The 20,968-nt window shown below is 29.9% G+C and carries 22 protein-coding genes; 4 read left to right on the plus strand and 18 right to left on the minus strand.

Annotated elements, in window-relative coordinates; all coding sequences use genetic code 11:
• Nucleotides 1–1,138, minus strand: a 1,138-nt coding sequence (locus AACZ53_RS05365) for a choice-of-anchor L domain-containing protein (RefSeq protein WP_339835495.1), incomplete at its 3' end; no start/stop codon positions are given.
• Nucleotides 1,139–1,239: 101 nt separating this feature from the next.
• Here AACZ53_RS05365 and AACZ53_RS05370 point away from each other — a divergent pair.
• Nucleotides 1,240–2,139, plus strand: coding sequence for a NifU family protein (locus AACZ53_RS05370; RefSeq protein WP_339835498.1), 900 nt, complete (start codon nucleotides 1,240–1,242; stop codon nucleotides 2,137–2,139).
• 50 nt (nucleotides 2,140–2,189) lie between these two features.
• On the opposite strand, the gene AACZ53_RS05375 is transcribed toward AACZ53_RS05370, so the two are convergent.
• A complete protein-coding gene (locus tag AACZ53_RS05375; RefSeq protein WP_339835500.1) occupies nucleotides 2,190–4,433 on the minus strand; it encodes an inorganic phosphate transporter in 2,244 nt (747 codons plus the stop codon).
• Between the two features lie 165 nt (nucleotides 4,434–4,598).
• Here AACZ53_RS05375 and AACZ53_RS05380 point away from each other — a divergent pair, with 165 nt between their 5' ends.
• Nucleotides 4,599–4,799 carry a dodecin family protein gene (locus AACZ53_RS05380; RefSeq protein WP_026716853.1) on the plus strand — a complete coding sequence of 67 codons (201 nt, stop codon included), beginning with the start codon at nucleotides 4,599–4,601 and terminating at the stop codon, nucleotides 4,797–4,799.
• A 151-nt stretch (nucleotides 4,800–4,950) separates the two neighbouring features.
• Nucleotides 4,951–5,775, plus strand: coding sequence for a mechanosensitive ion channel domain-containing protein (locus AACZ53_RS05385; protein ID WP_339835504.1), 825 nt, complete (start codon nucleotides 4,951–4,953; stop codon nucleotides 5,773–5,775).
• Between the two features lies 1 nt (nucleotide 5,776).
• On the opposite strand, the gene tsaB is transcribed toward AACZ53_RS05385, so the two are convergent.
• The 3 genes from tsaB to AACZ53_RS05400 all read right to left on the minus strand — a co-directional run bounded on the left by tsaB (nucleotide 5,777) and on the right by AACZ53_RS05400 (nucleotide 9,299).
• Nucleotides 5,777–6,436: a tRNA (adenosine(37)-N6)-threonylcarbamoyltransferase complex dimerization subunit type 1 TsaB gene (gene tsaB / locus AACZ53_RS05390; protein ID WP_339835507.1), complete on the minus strand. Its 660-nt coding sequence runs from the start codon at nucleotides 6,434–6,436 to the stop codon at nucleotides 5,777–5,779.
• A gap of 118 nt (nucleotides 6,437–6,554) precedes the next feature.
• Entirely contained in the window at nucleotides 6,555–7,862 is a 1,308-nt protein-coding gene (locus AACZ53_RS05395; RefSeq protein WP_339835510.1) for an efflux RND transporter periplasmic adaptor subunit, read from the minus strand.
• Nucleotides 7,863–7,868: 6 nt separating this feature from the next.
• The gene (locus AACZ53_RS05400) at nucleotides 7,869–9,299 is read right to left on the minus strand and encodes a TolC family protein (protein WP_339835513.1); all 1,431 of its coding nucleotides are present in this window, start codon (nucleotides 9,297–9,299) and stop codon (nucleotides 7,869–7,871) included.
• A gap of 104 nt (nucleotides 9,300–9,403) precedes the next feature.
• On the opposite strand from AACZ53_RS05400, the gene AACZ53_RS05405 reads away from it, so the two are divergent.
• On the plus strand, nucleotides 9,404–10,795 hold the full coding sequence (locus tag AACZ53_RS05405) for a DUF4403 family protein (protein ID WP_339835516.1): 1,392 nt from the start codon (nucleotides 9,404–9,406) through the stop codon (nucleotides 10,793–10,795).
• Nucleotides 10,796–10,811: 16 nt separating this feature from the next.
• Here the strand turns inward: AACZ53_RS05405 and AACZ53_RS05410 are convergent, their stop codons facing one another.
• From AACZ53_RS05410 to AACZ53_RS05470, 13 genes are all read right to left on the minus strand, one after another.
• Nucleotides 10,812–11,090 carry a hypothetical protein gene (locus AACZ53_RS05410; RefSeq protein ID WP_339835519.1) on the minus strand — a complete coding sequence of 93 codons (279 nt, stop codon included), beginning with the start codon at nucleotides 11,088–11,090 and terminating at the stop codon, nucleotides 10,812–10,814.
• Nucleotides 11,080–11,616 (minus strand): DUF420 domain-containing protein, encoded by a 537-nt coding sequence (locus AACZ53_RS05415; protein WP_026716846.1) that lies wholly within the window; start codon nucleotides 11,614–11,616, stop codon nucleotides 11,080–11,082. The genes AACZ53_RS05410 and AACZ53_RS05415 overlap by 11 nt, the downstream gene beginning before the upstream one ends.
• A 71-nt stretch (nucleotides 11,617–11,687) precedes the next feature.
• Nucleotides 11,688–12,314, minus strand: a complete 627-nt coding sequence (locus AACZ53_RS05420) for an SCO family protein (RefSeq protein ID WP_339835523.1) — start codon at nucleotides 12,312–12,314, stop codon at nucleotides 11,688–11,690.
• Complete coding sequence (locus AACZ53_RS05425; protein WP_339835526.1) at nucleotides 12,314–12,964, minus strand: hypothetical protein; 651 nt, start codon at nucleotides 12,962–12,964, stop codon at nucleotides 12,314–12,316. Before AACZ53_RS05425 ends, AACZ53_RS05420 begins: the two co-directional genes overlap by 1 nt.
• A gap of 80 nt (nucleotides 12,965–13,044) precedes the next feature.
• On the minus strand, nucleotides 13,045–13,395 hold the full coding sequence (locus AACZ53_RS05430) for a cytochrome C oxidase subunit IV family protein (RefSeq protein WP_339835528.1): 351 nt from the start codon (nucleotides 13,393–13,395) through the stop codon (nucleotides 13,045–13,047).
• A 21-nt stretch (nucleotides 13,396–13,416) separates the two neighbouring features.
• Nucleotides 13,417–14,382 carry a cytochrome c oxidase subunit 3 gene (locus AACZ53_RS05435; RefSeq protein ID WP_339835530.1) on the minus strand — a complete coding sequence of 322 codons (966 nt, stop codon included), beginning with the start codon at nucleotides 14,380–14,382 and terminating at the stop codon, nucleotides 13,417–13,419.
• A 45-nt stretch (nucleotides 14,383–14,427) separates the two neighbouring features.
• Entirely contained in the window at nucleotides 14,428–15,006 is a 579-nt protein-coding gene (locus tag AACZ53_RS05440; protein ID WP_339835533.1) for a cytochrome c oxidase subunit 3, read from the minus strand.
• A gap of 11 nt (nucleotides 15,007–15,017) precedes the next feature.
• A complete protein-coding gene (gene cyoE, locus AACZ53_RS05445) occupies nucleotides 15,018–15,917 on the minus strand; it encodes a heme o synthase (protein WP_339835536.1) in 900 nt (299 codons plus the stop codon).
• 123 nt (nucleotides 15,918–16,040) lie between these two features.
• On the minus strand, nucleotides 16,041–18,134 hold the full coding sequence (locus AACZ53_RS05450) for a gliding motility protein RemB (protein ID WP_339835539.1): 2,094 nt from the start codon (nucleotides 18,132–18,134) through the stop codon (nucleotides 16,041–16,043).
• Nucleotides 18,135–18,144: 10 nt separating this feature from the next.
• A complete protein-coding gene (gene deoC / locus AACZ53_RS05455; protein WP_339835542.1) occupies nucleotides 18,145–18,888 on the minus strand; it encodes a deoxyribose-phosphate aldolase in 744 nt (247 codons plus the stop codon).
• 64 nt (nucleotides 18,889–18,952) lie between these two features.
• Entirely contained in the window at nucleotides 18,953–19,729 is a 777-nt protein-coding gene (locus AACZ53_RS05460; protein ID WP_339835544.1) for a TonB family protein, read from the minus strand.
• A 102-nt stretch (nucleotides 19,730–19,831) separates the two neighbouring features.
• A complete protein-coding gene (locus tag AACZ53_RS05465) occupies nucleotides 19,832–20,575 on the minus strand; it encodes a TonB family protein (protein WP_339835546.1) in 744 nt (247 codons plus the stop codon).
• A 46-nt stretch (nucleotides 20,576–20,621) separates the two neighbouring features.
• Nucleotides 20,622–20,948, minus strand: coding sequence for a VanZ family protein (locus AACZ53_RS05470; RefSeq protein WP_339835554.1), 327 nt, complete (start codon nucleotides 20,946–20,948; stop codon nucleotides 20,622–20,624).
• Nucleotides 20,949–20,968 lie beyond the last annotated feature (20 nt).

Here is a 20,968-nt window from a genome sequence, read left to right on the forward strand (position 1 = left end):
ATAAATCATCTGGATTATTATTTATAACAAAACCCGGTTGATACTCAACAACAATACAGTCCTCTTGAGTACAACCACCTCCACCACCAGCAATATTAGCAGTAAGACAATAAGTACCTGGACTACTTACAGTATAGGTAGGACCTGTTTCTCCAGTCATAATTACGGGTCCAGAACCAGTATCAACTGTCCATACAAATGAATAATTAGATGGATTCAATCCTGAATCTAAAACTCTAATTTCACCAGAACAAGGAGCTAAACCATTAGCAATTGTCATATCATTGTCTTCAATACCAACTCCTACAGGATAAGTTAAATTTGCAGTACCTACATTAAAACTACCCGCTTCAATAAAAACGGCAGAATCAAAAGCAGTATCATTATAATCTCCGATCGCTAATTTTATACTATATGGATTATTCGGAATTACAGTTGCTAAAGCAGTCATCTGTACGGTATAACCATTCATGTTCATAACAGTTGAAGCAGCAGGAAGGCCAACATTATAAGTATCAAAAAAAGTAGGATTGACAGACCCACAACTTGTGTTAAAAGCTGTATCTCTAATATTAGTAACAGAAACAGGTGTTGTAGTACCTGGTATTAATGCAAGATTTGTTGAAATACCTGTAGTTAAGTCCGTAAGGATAAATGCAAATACGTCAGAAAAACCACATTGATATGTACCATATTCATTTGAAGCAAAAATAAAATTAAAACTAAAACTATCTGTTAAAGGTGTGAAATTAAATTTTACAAAAGTAACATCATTAATTGTCCCTGGATTTCCATTTGCTTGACTTATGGCTAATAATTCTGCATCTCCTTGATTAGAACAAGCATTGGGATTATTGGGTGCATTCGTGTATTGTCCTGCAGAATTTGTAACTTGTCCACATCGCAAAATCATTCCACCGGCAAAACCAAAGTTTGTTCCTGTATAACCAAAATTCCCTACACCACAAAGACCTTGAGTTTGAAAATTAGATACTTGAGCACAAGAAGAATTAATCAAAATATCCTCAACAATATGCTGAACTGTGTTTGTGGATGTATTTGCCTGATTAATAGTTATAGCTTGCGAAAAACCAATGTAAGTCGAGAACAACAATAAAAATAGTGTAATTTTTTTCATTATGAAAGGGAGTTATTCTAAAAATTTGTTTGTTTTAAAAACCAAATATAAACAAAGAATGCAAATAAGTTTAGTAAATTTGCAAAAAATATAACTATATCATGTTAAACATAACTATAAAAGCAACGTCTAATAAAGAAATAATCAAATTTGAATTTGAAGATTTTATTACCAAAAATAAAAGTTTTGAATATAAAAATATTGATGAAACAAAAGATTCTCCTTTAGCTAAACAACTGTTTTACCTGCCTTTTGTAAAGACAGTTTACATTTCTGGCAATTTTATTGCTATTGAAAAATACTCTATTGTAGCATGGGAAGATGTACAAGACGAAGTGGCTGAACAAATACAAACCTATATCACAAATGGCGGAGAAATTGTTATAATTAATCCAGATGACAACAAGAAAATTCCTGTTAGCATTTATGCAGAAACTACACCAAATCCAAATGTACTGAAATTTGTTAGCAATACCTTGTTAACAAAAACCGCTTTAGAGTGCAAAAACATTGACGAAACAAAAGCTTCTCCATTAGCTAAAGAATTATTTAATTTTCCATTTGTGAAGGAAGTTTTCTTTGACGAAAATTACATTTCTATTTCTAAATATGGTGTAAAAGAGTGGGAAGAAATTACTTTAGAACTTCGTACATTTATAAAAGAATATATTGAATCTGGTAAAACAGTTATTGACGAAAGTTTAATTACAAAAACAGAAACACATCAAAAAAGTCAAGAAGCATATTTTGACAAACTTGATGTTACTTCACAACAAATAATCAACATACTTGAAGAATATATAAAACCAGCCGTTCAAGCAGATGGAGGAAACATTATGTTTGATTCTTATGATGAAAATGAAAAACGCGTAAAAGTGATTTTACAAGGTGCTTGTAGTGGATGTCCTTCTTCAACATTTACTTTGAAAAATGGAATTGAGAATATGTTGAAAGATATGCTAAAAGATGAAGCTATAATTGTTGAAGCTATAAACGCATAAATCTAAATTAAATTCAAAAAAAAAGAGCCAATTTTCATTGGCTCTTTTTTTTATTTAGGTTTATTTGCATGCTCATTAAATTCTTTAAATAGCTCTAATAAATTCATAGTCGCTTTTACTAAGTCATTTGTTTCTAAAAGCAATCCGAAATACAATTTACTATTTTTAGGACTATTTTCTGTAGTTCTAATTCTAGCAATTTGTTTCTGGATAAGTAAAGAAATAGCCTCTAATAGTGTATTTTTTTCGTTTAAAATAGCATCTAAACTTGTAAAGTCTTCTTTGCTAAAACTTATTTCTAATCTTTCAAATAAGTTCTTCAAGTCAATATCTATAGATTTTAAATCTCTAACTTGATTGAACTTCAAACTCTTATGGTTATTGTTTATATGCGAATAACTATTCGAAGTGATGTATCCAATTGATTGAACCATATCTTGTAAATATCCTAAAATCAGAATATAGAATTTACTTGCTTCTACTGAAGTTTCATCTAGATTTTTAATAAAATAATAAACATTATTTTTTAATTCGTCAACTTCTTTTTCTAGTTTTTTAAGTTTCTTTTTATTCTCTTTCAACTTAGCCAAATCTTGAAGTCCAAGATTATCAACAACATCAGAATAAAGACCATTAGTTTTCTTTATTACTCTAGCAATTTGTGATGAACTTTCAGAAATAATTTCTTGAATAGTTACAATATCTTCTTTGTTTAATTGAGTCTCATCTTCTTCTTTTTCTTTTGATTTTTTTGAATGATTTTTAGCACTTTTATACATCAAAATAGCAACCAAAATCATTAAAGCAAAAAAAGCAAAAACTTTACCAAATTGCAAAACAATTGTAATTAAACCAGCTGTTAAAAACGCAGCAAAAGCAGTTATAAACCAACCTCCGATAACGTTAATCACTCCCGCTACTCTAAACACTGCACTTTCTCTATCCCAAGCTCTATCAGCAAAAGACGTACCCATTGCCACCATGAAAGTAACATAAGTAGTAGACAAAGGCAGTTTCAATGAAGTACCAATAGCAATAAGAATACTTGCAACCATTAAGTTAACGGACGCACGAACCATATCAAATGCAGGAGCATCATTTTTATTGATTTTTACATTGGGTTTTTCAAAACGTTTATCAATGTTTAATTGAATTGTTTTGGGCAAAACATAATTTAATCCTTGACCAACATACATAACACCTCTAACAACTACTCTTGATAAATTATTAGCATCAAATTTCTCAGTCCCTTCACTTTGTCTAGATAAATCCACACCAGTTGCAATTACATCTTTAGCTTTTTTAGATGTCCAAATAGTATAAACCATAATTAACCCTCCTAATAAAAGCAGCCAAAAATTAGCTTTTATTTCGCTTGACGCTAAAGCTCCCATCATCATATTTGCATCACTTCCGTTGGCAACATAAATGTGATATGATTCTAAGGCAGCCATTGGCACACCTATAAAGTTAACTAAATCATTTCCTGCGAAAGCTAAAGCCAAAGCAAACGTACCAATAATAATTATAATTTTAAAAATATTGACTTTAAGTGTGATTAAAACTTGGGATAGAATGGTCCAAAAAACGAAACTAACTGCAATAATCATTAATTGGTGATCTGTCATAAATTCTTTCAAATCTTTTGTCATAAAAGAAGAACTTTTAAGTCCCTTGAAAAGAATAAAAAAAGTAATTGCTGTAATTCCAATTCCTCCAAAAATAGCTCCAAAATATTTAACTTTCTTCTCATATTCAAATGAAAATAATATTCTAGATATATATTGTACAAATCCTCCAATAGAAAAAGACAGCACTACAGATAGCAATATACTTGTAATAATCTCTGTTGCTTTTTCTTGATTAATAAATTGCAATAAAGAACCGCTTACATCACCTGAAATTAATTTATAAGTACCTAAAAAAACTGCTCCTCCAAGTAAAGAGAAAACAATAGAAACGGTTGTAGAAGTTGGTAAACCTAATGAATTAAATATATCAAGTAATAACACATCCGTAACCATTACGGCCAGAAATATTATCATTACATCGTTAAACGTAAACATGGATGGAGTGAATATTCCACTTCTTGCAATCTCCATCATTCCACTTGAAAATAAAGCTCCCAGTGCTATTCCAATACTTGCAACAATCATTAATGTTTTAAAAGAAACTGCTTTAGAACCGATACCTGAGTTCAAAAAATTTACGGCATCATTTGCAACTCCGACCATTAAATCTACTGAAGCCAAAATTGCTAAAGCAACCAACATTACAATATAAATTTGTTCCATTTAATCTTTAATTTTTAATGTTGCAAAATTCCCCTAACTATTCTGGATTAATGTTAAGCTAATGTTATCAATTTGAAAAAAATACAAAATAATAATTTGTGAATTTAGCTATAAATTATTATATTTAACATTCAAATTTATTTTTTAATTTAAACAAAAAGCAAAATGGCAGTATTAAAAGTAATAGAAATTTTATCAAGCTCAGAAAAAAGCTGGGAAGATGCTACTAAAAAAGCAGTTGCACATGCAGGAAAATCTTTAAAACATATTCGTTCCGTTTATGTTCAGGATCAAAGTGCAGCCGTTAAAAATAATGAAGTTACTGAATTTAGAGTAAACTTGAAAATAACATTTGAAATTGAATAATTATCAATTTCAAATTTGAAAAATGCCCCTATTACTGTAAGGGCATTTTTTTTGTAAAATGTTAAACTATTATTAATATAAACACTTTGAATACATCATAATTTGACGGTTTTACCTTAAAGTCTATCTTTGTTAAAAATTAAAAAAAATTATGCCAGAAAAAGAAATTACCACCTATTTTGATTACATTAAAAATTACGTTTTAGAATATTCACCAAAATTAATTTCCGCTTTAATTATCTTATTTGTTGGACTATGGGCAACGAGTATGATAACAAAACTTATTAAGAAATTAATGAAAAAAAGAGAAATTGAACCTACTCTAGTATTATTTATTGGAAACCTTGTGTTTTGGATATTGAGAATTTTAGTTTTAATTACAGTAATTACTCAATTAGGAATAGGTACAAGTTCATTTGTTGCCATACTTGGTGCTGCTGGTTTAGCTGTTGGTTTAGCCTTGCAAGGTTCGTTGTCTAATTTTGCTGGTGGTGTTCTAATTATTTTACTAAAACCATTTAGAGTCGGCGATGTAATTGAAGCACAAGGCATAATAGGTACCGTAAAAGAAATTAAAATGTTTTCTACATATATAATTTTACCAGAAAACAAACTAGCTATTATTCCTAATGCAAATTTATCTAATGATAAGATTGTTAACTTTACGGTAAACGGAAATTTGCGTGTAGATATTGAGATTGGTGTTGATTATGGTTCAAACTTCAAACAGGTAAAAGAAGTCGTTTTTAATATATTAGAATCCCATCCATTAATATTAAAAGATCCAAAACCAGCTGTTTTTGTTAAAACACTAAACAATAGTTCAGTTGATTTTGCTATTAGACCTTGGTCAAAATCGGAAGATTATTGGACGGTTCGTGCTGAAGTTCTAGAAGCCTGCAAATTAGCCTTTGATGACGCAGGAATTGAAATTCCATATCCACATCAAGTTGAAATTAAAAAAGTAGTAAAATAATTTACTTACTCATCATAAAATCTTTTAAATAATAAGGTTCAAAATAAGCGACATCTACAAAGTCGCTTTTTTTGTACTTTTCAAACGACAAGAAACTCATTTCATTTGCTGATGGATAAACTTCATCCATATGATAAACAAATTTATTATCTGACAGTACGTCTTTAAACTTTGCAATTCCATCACCAACCAAATGAATTATTTCATTTATTTCTGAATATGAATTCTCATCAATAATTTCTGCTTCTACTGCTCTTGTTTTTATATAATCAACATTGAATATAGCCGAATACACTTCCATCCTTCTTGCATCTATCATTGGAATGATTACACCATTTTTAACAGAAATTTTTCTTGCTAATAACTCAAGTGTGTCAATCGCAATCATTGGAATGCTTAAAGCATAGCACAATCCTTTAGCAGACGAAACTCCTATTCGCAAACCGGTATATGAACCTGGCCCTTGACTAACAGCGACTGCTTTTAAAGCATTAAATTTTAAATTATTTTCTTTTAATAATTCTTCTATAAAAACATGTAATTTTTCCGCATGAGAAAAATTTTGCTCTGCAATTTCTTTACATGCAATCGTTTTTCCATCTTTTGCAATGGAAACCGAACAGTTTTTTGTAGCTGTTTCTATATTTAAAATCAAGGCCATAGTTGTTTGTTTCGGTGCAAAAATACAACCTTTATATTTAGTTCTAAAAATTTCTAAAACAAAAAAGCATTTCAACTTAATGAAATGCTTTTTTGTTATACATAGAAATTAGAATTTTTTATTTATCCTTTGCTTTCTCTTTTTTATCGTTAGCGTTTTCTAATCGAACTTTGTCATTAGATGTTAATTCTTTTGAAACTGTTGTGTAAGGACCAACTATAATTTCTTCTCCTGGTTTTAATCCTGAAACAATTTCGATATTTGTATCGTCTTGGATTCCCGTCTTAATAACTCTCAGTTTAGCTACATCTCCGACTTTCACAAAAACACATTCAAATTTTTGATCCGATTTTGGAGCCGTTCCTTTTTTCTCTTGATCTTCTTTTTCTAATTCGGCTAAAATATCTTTTTTAACAGAAGTTGTATCGTCTTTTATTACAACTGCACTAATTGGCACAGCAATAATATCAACTTTAGTTTTTGTTATAATATCTACTGTTGCGGTCATTCCCGGTCTAAAAGGAGAATAATTTACAGACTTCCCTTCTAATAAATCTTGATATGAATCTTTTTCTATTCTAATCTTAACTTTAAAATTAGTTACTTGATCAGCTGTTAAAGCTGTACTCGCAGAGTTTGAAATACTTGTAACTGTACCTTTGAATTTTCTTTTCAAATAAGCATCTACTTCAATATCTGCTTCATCACCAATACTAACTTTAACAATATCGTTTTCGTTTACATCAACTTCAACTTCCATATTGTTTAAATTAGCAATACGAAGAATTTCTGTACCAGCCATTTGTTGCGTTCCTAGAACACGCTCTCCTAATTCAATAGAAAGCAAAGAAACCGTTCCGTCAGCTGGAGCATAAATTGTTGTTCTCCCTAAATTATCTCTTGCTTCTGTTAAAGTTGCACTTGCACTTTGCACATTGAAATAGGCAGATTGTTTACCCGCAACAGCAACTTCATAGGCTGAAACAATTCTATCCCATTCTGATTTAGAAATCACTCCTTTATCGAATAAAGTTTTATTTCTGTCGTAATTGGCTTTAGCTTCTTTAACCTGTGCTTCAGCTTGAGTTAAACCTGCCCTAGTATTAGACACAGAAGCAGCTGTTCTATTTACTCCAGAAACATATATATCTGGGTTAATTTTTACCAATAAATCTCCTTTTTTAACTTGTTGCCCTTCTTTTATTGGTAAAGCAATTACTTCTCCAGAAACTTCAGACGAAATTTTAACTTCAACTTCTGGCTGAATTTTTCCTGTAGCAGAAACTGTTTCAACTATTGTCATCTTATTTGCTTTTGCAACTTCAACAATTTTAGTATTATCGTTTCCTCCTTTTCCAAAGATTATAATTCCTGCAACAACGGCTACAATTATTCCTAATACTATAAAAATGGTTTTTTTTGACATGATTTGTTATTTTTTTATTAATGGTATTCCAAAATAGAACTCTAAAATTTTAGTTCTAAAAATGTAATCGTATTTAGTTCGTAATAATTCTGATTGTGCATTTACTAGTAATGTTTGAGCCTGATTAAAATCAAAAACATTCATTAGTCCCACTTCATATCTTTCTCTAGCATAATTAAAGGAAAGCTCTCTTGCATTTAAAGTTATACCTGCGGCTTCAAAACTTTCTTTGGCTGCATTTGCATCTGTATAAGCAGTAAAAACATTGCGTTCAACATCTAATTCCTGTTGACTTAAATTTAATTTAGCCCTTTCTAATGCTACTTTGCTTCGTTCTACATTGTTTCTTGTTGTGAATCCGTTAAATATTGGAACACTTAACTGAACTCCAAAATTTTGTCCTTTATTATTGCTAAATTGATCAAACAAAGGCAATGGACTACCTAATATAGGTGAATAATTTGGCTGAAGAACTAATTGATTTGTTCCATCTACATAACCAATAGCCGATGTTGGGTTATTTACATCAGGTTGAAAACCAACTACCCTGTCACTATATGCTGCTCTTGTACTAAAACTATAAAAACCAGATATTGTTGGTTGATATGCTCCTCTTGCTATTGCAATATCTTTTTCAGCTAATTGCACATTAGAATTAGCAATCTTTAATTCTGTTCTAGTTTCTTTTGCCTTTTGGGCAATACTTTCTGAAGATTGCATTAAAATTTCATGATTTAAAGATGGAATTTGATTTTCATCAATATCAAAATTTTTAAAATCATCAAAACGTAGCAATTGTGCTAAACTTAATTTTGATATTAATAAAGCATTTTGAGCGGCAATTACTCTTTGTGTATCTGATGCCGCAGTTGCTTTAATATCCAACAAGTCTCCTTGTGGTACAACCCCAGCTTCAACCAATTGTTTGGTTCTCTCGAGTTGCGTTAGATTATATGCTTTTTGTTGTTGTTGAACTTTTAGATTTTCTTTATTAAATAAAATTTGCAAATAAGCATTGGCTACATTTAGAGCAATATCTTCTTGTATTTTTATCAATTGATATTGGGATGCTATTATTGCTAAATTAGATTTACGTAATTGCAATTGATTTCTTAAACCATTATAAATATCAACGCCTACACTTAAACCTGCAGAGGTAAATTGAGTAGTTTGATTTTGTAACAAACCCGTTGTAATATTTTGATTTAAACCAATGTTCCAAGAATGAGAAGCATTTGCATTAACACTTGGCAAAAAAGCACCAAAGGCATCTTTTTTATTAATAGTAGCATTTTTTAAATCTAATTCTGAAGATTTTATAGAAATATTATTTTTGATGGCATAATCCACACATTCTTCAAGTGTCCATTTTTTATCTTGAGCGGAAACTTGGATTCCGACCAACAAGAGAAAAAGTATAATTTTTTTTGTTATCATTTTGTATTAATTACATTCTGAATTCTCCTATAAGACCAAATTTTCAATAAAATGTTACAGGAAACAATTAAAATTTTAATTTTACATCAAATTATTCTTTTAGTATGAAACATTTCGGGGGCTTATTAGCTGTGTTTTTTGTAATTACATTATTTAATTCTTGTGCAACCACTAAGAAAATTGAAGCTTTAAAACCTTTACCTTCAGACGACAGTCCAATGGTTTACAAAAACAAGACTTCTTTTATTGCTATGCCTGTAGAGATATCTGTAAATGAAATCGAAAACCAACTGAACAAAAACTTATCGGGTTTAATTTATGAAGACGACAATTTAGAAGATGACAACACACAAATGAAAATTTGGAAAACAGGAAAAATTAAACTAACTGAGAAAAATGGAGTCATTACTTCTGAAATTCCTTTAAAAATTTGGTCACAATTTAAATATGGAACAGACTATTTTGGATTGAATGATACGCGTCAAGTTAGTTTAGATGGAACTATTACTCTAGAAAGCAAAGCTCATTTAGTGAATTGGAAATTAACTACCACTTCAAAACTCAAAGATTTTAATTGGAATGAAAGTCCGAGTATTTTAGTAGCTGGAAAGAAAATTCCGATAACATATATCATTAATCCAACCTTATCGATTTTTAAATCAAAAATCTCTAAAATGATTGATGATGCCATTGACAAATCTTGTGACTTTAAACCCCAAGTTTTGGAAACCTTAGGCGTTATAAGTAAACCTTTTTTAAGTAATGATGCTTATGAAACTTGGTTTAAACTAATTCCGATTGAGCTTTATGTAACGGATGCAACATTAAAAAACGGAAAGATTACGATGGATATGGGTTTAAAATGTGACATGCAAACTATGGTAGGCTTAGAGCCAAAAAACAATTATGATGCTAGCAAAATATCTTTAAAACCTGTTGCAAAAATGCCAGACAAAGTGACGGTTTCTGTCGCAGCAGTTTCTACATATCAAAGTGCTTCAAAAATAATTACTAAAAATTTTAAAGGGCAAGAGTTTGCTTCAGGAAGTCGAAAAGTTGTGGTTCAAAAAGTAGAAATTTGGCAAAAAGACAAAAAAATAATTATTGCTTTAGAATTATCTGGTAGTTTAAATGGAACTATTTATTTATCAGGCTATCCAAATTACAATTCACTTACAAAAGAAATTTATTTTGATGAATTAAACTATGTCTTAAATACGAAAAGTGTTTTGTTAAAATCTGCTAATTGGTTTTTGCAAGGCACCATTTTAAACAAAATTAAAGAAAGTTGTCGTTATTCTATACAAGAAAATTTAGACGAAGGAAAAAAGAATATGGAACCTTATTTAAACAATTATTCACCCATGAAAGGTGTTTACGTAAATGGTTCTTTGGATGATTTTAATTTTGAAAAAGTAGAACTAACCAACAAAGCCATCATCGCATTCATAACAACTTCTGGTAAAATGAATATTAAAATTGATGGGATGGAATAGTTTTAGTGAAAAAAAATTACTTTTTCGAGTACTTTAACTTATAAACTGCAAAACCCACAAGTGCTACTAAAATATAAGGTATAACCATTAAAAATACAATTCCGTCATTGACTGCTTCTGCTTGTACTGTGTTTTCGTTATTTTGTAGAGCTGCTCTGCACATGGCACATTGAGCTTGAGAAGCTAGAGGCAAGAAGAAAGATGCAAGAAGCAAGAAGATTGGTGTTTTAAACCTAATTTCTTTTCTCTTTTCTCTTTGTTCTTTGTTCTTTTTTCTTTTTTCTTTAACTAGCATAATAAGGAGCAATCATTAAATAAACTACAACACCTGTTACAGCAACATATAACCAAATTGGAAACGTAATTTTTGCTATTTTTTTGTGTCTGTCAAATCGCTGGGCTAAAGCTCTAACATAAGTTATCAAAACCAAAGGAATTATAATGACTGATAAAATAATATGAGATATTAATATTGGATAATATATAAAACCTAAATCACCACCATATTTTGTAGAATCTGATGTCATGTGATATGCTACATACATTACAAGAAACAAAACTGAACAAAGTATGGCTAGCTTCATTAATCTTTCATGTAAAACCCTGTTTCCGTTTTTAATGGCAATTACTGCCGAAACTAACAAAATTGCCGTAAATCCATTTATAGATGCATAAATTGGAGGTAAAAACGACAATGGCTCCACATCAAAACCCATTTTACGTAAGTTTACACCAAATAAAATAGCTACAGCTATTGGAATTATAATTGACAAAGCAATAATTAGCTTGTTATATTTTGTTTCAATGTTATTTTTTTCCATTTGGAATTTTGAAATTTGTTATTGTTATTGTTATTGTTATTGTTATTAATGTTGTTATTTAACTTGGAAATTTATTCTGCCAAAAGTTTTTTAATATCTTCTTTTATTGCTTTTATTCCAGCTGGTTCTAATCCATCATAAAAATAAATTGGATTATTGAAACTGTCTTTTCTACTTCTTATTATTCCTTTTTTGTCGATTAAGGCAAACATACCCGAATGATATAATCCACCTGGTTCTTTTTCATCTTCACCAGCATTTAATTTGAACCTTTTTTCAGCTAAATCAAAAACATATTTTTTATCGCCTCTTAATAAATGCCAATTGTAATGTTTAACACCTAATTCATTCGCATGTTCTTTCAAAACTTCAACAGTATCGTTATCTGGATCGATAGTAATTGATGCTATTCCAAAATCTGGTTTGCCATAAAATTCTTTTTGAATTTCAAGCATATTTTGATTCATTATAGGACAAATTGTTGGACAAGTTGTAAAGAAAAACTCAACCACATAAACTTTTCCTAAATAATCCTTATTAGTTATGGTTTTATTGTCTTGATCAGTAAGCGAAAATTCGGGTACTGGTCCCATTTCCATTAAATCTGATTTTTGAAACTTAGCTATTATTTTTGGTACAGCCCAAATTCCGAAAATTAAAATAATGAATGAAATTCCAATATAAGATTTATTTTTCATTAGATTTTGCGTTTGTTGTTACGTTTTAAGGCCAAACGATATTCTGCTAATATAATTTTTACATCGTCGCTCATGTTATTATGCAAATCAGCTGCCGAAATTGTATTATATCCTTCTTTATATTCTTCTTCTCCTTTAAGATCTTTTCCTTTTCGTCCTCTAAGGTTTAAATCTTTGTCAATAATATAAACATTTGTAGTACCAATTGCCGGATCTAAAGTTTCAGTAAGTTTTAAGCTTTTATGAAAGTTAGAAATAGAATCGTGTGAAGTAAAAACAAAATTCCAACCTGTTAAATCAGAAATAGATCCAAGCTCGGCAATTATACCTTTTATATCATCTTGTGTTCCGTCTGGAGCAATCATTACAATTTGAAAATCAGTAAATTCTTTATTCTTATTGTAAATTTTTTGATTTAAGTTAAATAGATTACCCTTTTCCGTAAGAACGTCATCCCCTAAAAAACCAAGAATTGTAATTTTTTCTTGAAGCTGTACTTTATGATTTGAAAGTGAATTCCAACTAGGAATTTCATTTACGTTTTTCGTCAAAGTTGGAAGATTAACAAACTTGTTTACACCCGTTGCAAAAAACAGATAAACAACTAAAGGCAATATGAAAAGGATGATTAATACTATTTTCTTTCCCATTTTAAATACTTATTATTTTGGATAGCACAAAGATAAAAAAATCCCGATGTTTATCGGGATTAAATTTTTATATTAAAATGTTAAAAATTCCATTTTATTGTTCCAGTTTTAAAGATGTCATAGATATAATCTCCTTCTATAAGTAGAATAAAACATAAATACAATATCAAAAAAATTAGAGGAGCAACAATTGCCGTTCTTAAACTCTTTTTCTCACCTTCTAAGTGCATAAATGCCCAAACGATGTAATATGCTTTAACAATTGTAAGAATTATGAACAACCAGTTCAATAAATTCATTTTTAAAAAGTTCGTTTTGAAAAGAAAATCTGGTCTTACAATACCAAATGCAACTTCAACAATTGTTATTAAAGAAAGAAGTCCGAATACAAACCAAATTCTTTTAGTGTTAGATACGTGTGCGTGTGCCATAATTACTATGCTTTATTTTTATTATACTAAATAGAAGAATGTGAATACAAATACCCAAACTAAATCTACAAAGTGCCAATATAATCCTACTTTTTCAACCATTTCATAACTTCCTCTTTTTTCATATGTTCCCAATAAAACATTGAAGAAAATTATAATATTGATTAATACTCCGGTAAATACGTGGAAACCGTGGAAACCTGTAATAAAGAAAAAGAAATTTGCAAATAATTTTTGACCGTATTCATTTCTAATTAAATTAGCTCCTTCGACCACATAATGAGCAGAAGCCATTCTTTTTAAAGACTCTTCTCTCGAAAGTACTACTTTATGCTTATCCACAATTTGTTCCGTTCTAACTAAAATATTAGGATGATTTTTAAAACCTTCCATAACCTCATCGACTGAATAAGTTGGCAAAGGATCTTCAGAAATAAACCAAAAAGCTTTACTTTTTGTTAATTGCTCTCTTTCCTTAGGTAGATGTGCAGCGAAATCTGCCAATGCAACTCTTTCACCTTCCTTATCAACAAATTGAAGTATTGAACCTCCTTTTGTTTCTATTGCTCCAAATTCACCTTTGATAAAGTTTTTCCATTCCCAAGCTTGTGATCCCAAGAATATTAAACCACCAACGATTGTTAAAAGCATATAAAAGGCAACTTTCCCTTTATTTAACTGATGACCTGCATCAACAGCTAAGACCATTGTTACAGAAGAAAAGATAAGTATAAACGTCATCAATGCCACATAATACATTGGTGCTTCTACACCATGCATAAATGGAAAGTGAGTAAAAACTTCGTCTGCAATAGGCCAAGTTTCTACAAATTTAAATCTTGAAAAGCCGTAAGCAGCAAGAAATGCTGAAAATGTAAGTGCATCAGACACGATGAAAAACCACATCATCAATTTACCATAGGTTGCTCCCATTGGTCCTGGTCCTCCGTCTAAAGCGTGTTCATGTGAAGTAACTGTTGCTTCCATAAATTAATTTATTGTTAAAAAGTGCTCAAATTTATTGTTTTTTTTCTATTTGTAAAAGTAGAAAAATAAAAACAGATAAATCCATATAAAATCCATAAAGTGCCAATACATTGCACTAAGCTCAATACCAAGGGTTTGAGAGGGATTGTATTTTTGTTTAAAATGATTATAAATTACTATTAATAGTGAAATGATTCCTCCTAAAAGATGTGCGATGTGCACAATGACTGCAATATACAAAAATGAAGTGGTAACATTACTTTCACTTCCAGTAAAAAAATATCCATTTGCAACAACCTGAGAAAAACCTTCAAGTTGCAATAAAATGAACGCAATACCTAAAGACAACGTCGTTAACAAAAGAATTGTTGTTAGTTTTCGGTTATCTGACTTCATTGCTTTGTATGCTCCATAAAAAGTAAAACTGCTAATAAATATTACAATTGTACTATAAATAAATGCACTTGGCAACTGAAAATCATTCAACCAATCTGGCCTAGATTTGCTAACTACATAAGCACTAGATAATCCAGCAAAAATCATAAAAATACTTATCATTCCAAAAAGAAGCAGCATTTTGTATGTTCTTCCTTTTCTAGCTTCTTGTTCTTCTAATGTCATCATAATTTATTATTTTAAATAAACTTATCTATTACGTAAATAATCTGAAGCAATGTTATATAAGAAACACTTACCAACATTAACTTTCTTGCCGCAGTAGCATCCATTTTGTTATATAATTTGAAAGCGTAAAACAACATCCAAAGTCCTAACAAAAATATAATAACTGCTGCAGCTATTGATATCTGAAATTTGCCTGTAAATCCAAAAACCGGAATTAAAGAGGCAATAATTGTCCAAATTGTGTATAATATAATCTGTAAAGCTGTTTTCTTATCTCTTTTACCTGTTGGTAACATAAAAAAGCCTGCTTTTTTGTAATCATCAAATAAAAACCAACCAATAGCCCAAAAATGAGGGAATTGCCAAAAAAATTGAATAATAAAAAGAGCTCCTGCTTCAATTCCAAAAGTTTCCGTAGCTGCAACCCAACCTAACATATAAGGAATTGCACCAGGAAAAGCTCCAACAAAAACAGATAAAGGAGTTACTGTTTTTAAAGGTGTATATAAACTTACATACATGAATATAGAAATAGCTCCAAAAAGAGCAGTTTTTTGATTCACTGAATACAAAATTGCCAATCCAAAAACGGTTAAGATACAACCAAGAATAAAAGCATTGCGTTTTGAAATTGTTCCTGCTGGTAATGGTCGATTTTTTGTTCTATCCATCAATGCATCTAAATCTATTTCAATAATTTGGTTGAAAACATTTGAAGCACCAACCATACAATAACCACCTATTGACAAAATCAATAAAGTCTGAAAAGCTGAAGCATTCCATTGATCAACTCCAAGAGCATATCCTGCTAAGGTTGAAAACATTACACTAATGGTTAAACGAGCTTTTGTAATTGCCGTAAAAACATTGAAAAGTGAAGGATTAGTAAGTGGCTGATTTGATGAACTCAAAATAAAATAATTGTCTTTTTTTATCGAGTGCAAAGATAGTGATAAGATTTTTTATTTATAGCACAAAACCCATTGATTTAACATCTGTTTTAATTGAAATAATAATTTCCTAAAAAAAATCGATTAATAATCAAAATACCAATTAAACAAATCTGTTTTTAATCCCGCAGAAAACCAAGTCGTTGTTGAGGATTTTGTAATTAAATCTTCTGTTGCTGGATTAAAATCTCTAAATATTAAATTGGCAAAAACTTTCATGTTTGAAGATGGATTTAGAATATATCCTGCTTGAAAATCTGCAATGATTAAAGTAGTTTTATTTCCTTGCCCTACTATTACTCCTCTATCAAAAGGTCTGTTGTCATCATAATTCAAATAAATATTTCCACCATAGTTGTTAGTATTTATACCATCTGTATAATCTAAACCTTGAAAACCATAATTAATTTTAGCTTGCAAAAAGTATCTCCCTTTATTATATCTAGCAATTGCGACCAACTCACTTGCATTTGCTCCCCAGTTATGGCCCATACTTTGATTATTGTGACCATAGTTGGTTATCACATTACTGTGTGCATAAACATAAGGTCTAATTCTATTATATTCTAACTGTAAAGTAAGATTGTCAATTCCAAAAGCGTTATAGTACTTTGCTCCTATTTGATAGGCAAATTTGTTTTTCCAACTCTTATCTCTAGCTTTTACATCACCAATTGAAAATTCATCTAACAAAAATTGAGCGTAAAAATTAATACTGTTGTTAAACTTATATTTGGTTGTTAATCCTAATAAAGCATTTCCAGATCTTGAAGATGATGAAAATTCAACGGCTCTATAAAATATAATTGGGTTTACAAAGTTAACATCAAAACCTCTATTGTTGTCATTTCCCCAAACTACACTTTCAAAGAAACCAATATTCATTCGTTTAGAAACATTCCAACTTAAATAATGATTCGCCATGAATTTGGTAGTGTACGTTCTATCAATTGTAGCTTCCGGACGAACATCTTTTAACCACATGTAAGTATTTGTATATTTAATTTTCCAGAACGAAGTATTTATTTTAAAAAATGGATAAGGACTTGTTCCATCACCTTGAAGTAATGAGCGATAACCATCCCCTATAAAATTTCTTCCATAACCCAATTGCAAATCAACAAATTTACTTGGTGTATATTTTATATTTGCTTCGGCCAACGGAAAATCATATGCATTGTCTTTAAATTGTTTTGCAATTCCAATTCCAGGAATTATGGCAGGATTTCCTCCAGAAGGTTTTATGTTATTAGCGTATTCATTATAATAATCTGCAAATAAACCTTGTGATTCATAAATCTGTGTAGAAAAACTTAATTGCTCCCCTAATTGCCCGTTTACAGAAACTCCTCTTGTATTTACATATGTATAATTGTTATCACTACCAAAATCTTTTCCTACGCTTAGGTTTAGAATTGGATTTATTGTAAACCAATAACCATCTCCTTGAATAGCTACAAGGTTTTCATTCCAAAGCTTTCTTCCCCACCATGATTTTTTGTCTTTTTTTATTTTTTCATACTCCGTATCAAAATCATAATATTTAGCAACTTCGGCATAAGAATAAGGTTTTGAAGCTGTATGATTATTACTGCCTACAAGATTTAAATTTTGATCGAAATAAGCATAATTAGCATGTGTAAATGCTAAGTTATTGTTTCCTTTGTAAATACTGTTTTTATATTCTTGAAGTTTTATGTCTTCATATTCTGTTAACACGGCAAACTTCTCCGTTTTTTTATTTTTTTCAATTGCCTTATTTTGATAAGCCATACTTACAAAAGTAGAGTCAAGTGGAATTGGGATAGTTATTGTATATTTTGCATAAGTTTTTCTTCCTTGATATGTTGCTGGTTTAACCTTTTCTAACAATTCAAAAACACGTTTTGTTTCATTTTTTAAATCTTCAGAATAAGCTTCTGTATAAAGAATTTTAAATTTCCCAATAGTATCGACTTCAAAAAGCGCGTAAACCTTGCCATTATAAGAATTAGCTGATTCAGGAATTTTAAAATTGGATAAGATATGTTTTTGAAGATTTTCGTAAAAACAATCTTTATTGCTTAAGACTTGATTGTCTTCACAACTTTTAAATTGCGGAAAAACTTCATTGTTATTTTCTTGTGCTAATGCAATTTGGCCAACCAACACTAGAAAAAATATAATACTATATTTCATTTTAATTATTTTAATAACCATTTTTTGAATCTAAACCTTCTACAATTGCTTTTGCTGAAGATGTCCCAATACGTTTCACTCCTAATTTTATCATCTCAATTGCTTCTTCATAATTTCTAACTCCACCAGCAGCTTTTACAGGCAAAGGAAATGAGTTTTCAAGCATTATTTTGATGGCATGGATTGTTGCTCCATTTGGCAGATTGTTTTGCGTTTGATAAAATCCCGTGGAAGATTTTACAAAAACATTATCGTATTGATTTTCTTTGAAGTTTGAAATCACCGTATTTTTTATAAGCGTACATAATCCAATAATTTGTGAATCGTTTAAAGCAGCAACTTCAATAATCCACTTTACATTTTTATTGTTTTGCAAACCTAAGGCTGTGCATTTTGCAACTTGTTCTTTTACTAAGTCAATTTTACCTTCTTTGTAAGCTTCATAATTCACTACAAAATCTAAATCATCAGCACCATTATCAATTGCTTTTTGAGCTTCTTTGAGCTTATATTCTAATGCGTTTTCACCTAAAGGAAAATCGATAACCGTTCCGATGGTTACTTTTGAATTTGCTTCAAGAATCATTTTTTTTGCCATTGAAACAATTTCAGGACGAATCATAATTAATTTAAAATTATAATCTATTGCCTCTTGGATACTCTTTCTGTTAATTTCAATAGTTTCAGTTTCTGAAACCGAAGCTTGTTGAGCCGTTTTTAAATAGGTAGAGTCGAGAAATTGCTTAATATTCATGGTTGAAATTCTAATTGGCTATAAAAATAAAAAAATCCCTTTTAAAAAAGGGACTTTATAATCATTATTTACCAATCTTAAACGAGATAGGTATAGTGTAAATAACTTTTACATCTTTTTTACCCTGTTTAGCAGGAATAATCTTTGGTAATTTTTTTACTGCATTTTCTACAGCTATTCTCATGTCATTTGTTGCTCTATTATTTTCTGCAGATTTTATTGAAGTAAAATTACCCTTTTCATCTACAACAAACTGTACAAAAACAGTACCTTCTTTTTTATTATTTAAATCTCTTTCAGGATATTTCAGGTGTTTGAAAATCTCTTTTTTCAACTGTGCATCAAAACAAGCTTTTTGATCTGCTTTAGATACATTTTCACAACTTGGAAATCTTGGCAAAAACTCTACAACAACAAAAGTTTCTTCTTCTTTAGTACCAACTCCTGAGTTTCCGTCTATTGGTTCTTCGTTTTTACCAATATCAGTTGAAACAGATGTATTAGAATCTTGATGTGAAGCATCTTTAATTACATCATCATTAACATCATCTTTTGTTTTTACAAATTGATTGATAACTTTTGGCGGAGCAATAGGTTTTATAATTGTTTTTACGACAGTTTTTTTAACAGTCTCTACAGCCTTTGCTTCTTTTGCTGGACTATATATAAAAGGTTTTTCAAAATCTATTATTCTTTCTTTTTTAAGAGCGAAATTACTATCTATTGTTTCAAAATTATATTCTAAAACAAATAACACGGATACCATCACAGCAATTAATCCTAATTGAAAATAAATAAAGCTGTTTTTAGATTTGTCTATCATTTTAACATTTGGTTTCATAATAATTTGTTTTAAAAGTTAATTACATAACAATAATCAAATTATGTGCCAAAAAAAATCCCAATCTAATAAGATTGGGATTTAATTAAAAATATATAAATTTTATCTATTTTCTAATTTAAATAAAATAGGTTGTGCATAACTTACACCAACTGCTTTACCTCTTTGTTTACCTGGAGTAAACTTTGGTAACTTTTTGATAATTCTTTCAGCTTCAGCCTCTAATAACTCACTATCTTTTTTACCTGTTCCTTTTAATCTAAGGTTAGTAACATTACCTGATTTATCAATTACGAACAAAACAGTAATACGACCTTGAACACTATTTTCTTTTGCTCTTGAAGGGTATTCAAAATATTTTTTAATGTGCTTGTTCATTTGCTCCATAAAACATTCTTTTTGCTGACTTCTAGGTACTTTCTCACAACCTGGAAACAAAGGAACATCTTCTAAAACTGCAAACGGAACATCTACATCCACATCTTCTACAGAACCAGTAACTTCACCAACATTTGATGCTTTTACGACAACAACTTCTTGTTTTTCGTTTGTTTCTGTAGTTTCAATTTTTTTATCTTCAATAACCACTTTATCATCAACAATTTGAATTACTTCTGGTGCTGGTGGTGGTGGTGGTGGTGCTTTTTGCACTTGCATTGTTAATGGAATAATTTCATCATCGATAAAATTATCTACCATTTTTGGTTTTTCAACTATAATAACTGGATCTGGAGTTTTAACTTCTATAGCGATATATGTTAAAATAGTAATGGCTGCCAATCCAATTTGGAAATACAACAAACTATTTCGTTTCGCGTCAACGTTAGGATTCTTTTTTGGTTGCATGGTTATTTAATTTAGAGTACGAATATAAATAATAATTTTAAACTTTTTAAACTTTACTAGAAGAAAACTTTTCTATGATGAAATAATTTAACAAAGCGGCACAAATTATACCTGCTAAATTTGCAATTGCATCGTAAAAATCACCACTTCTACTTACAGTAAAATATGCTTGTATAACCTCAATAATTATGCCATAAAAAAAAGATAAAGCGATAACTATCAAATATTTAAACCTCATCTCTCTTTTAATACTTCTTAGCAACAAAAATGTCAGTATGAAATAAAATGAAAAATGAACTAATTTATCACTATTCTGGATGGATGTAATTGTATTTTTTTCAAAACTAACTACACTAAGAATTGTTATCACCACAATCCAAATTAACGTTAGTA

Source organism: uncultured Flavobacterium sp. (assembly GCF_963975005.1).
Lineage (GTDB): Bacteria > Bacteroidota > Bacteroidia > Flavobacteriales > Flavobacteriaceae > Flavobacterium.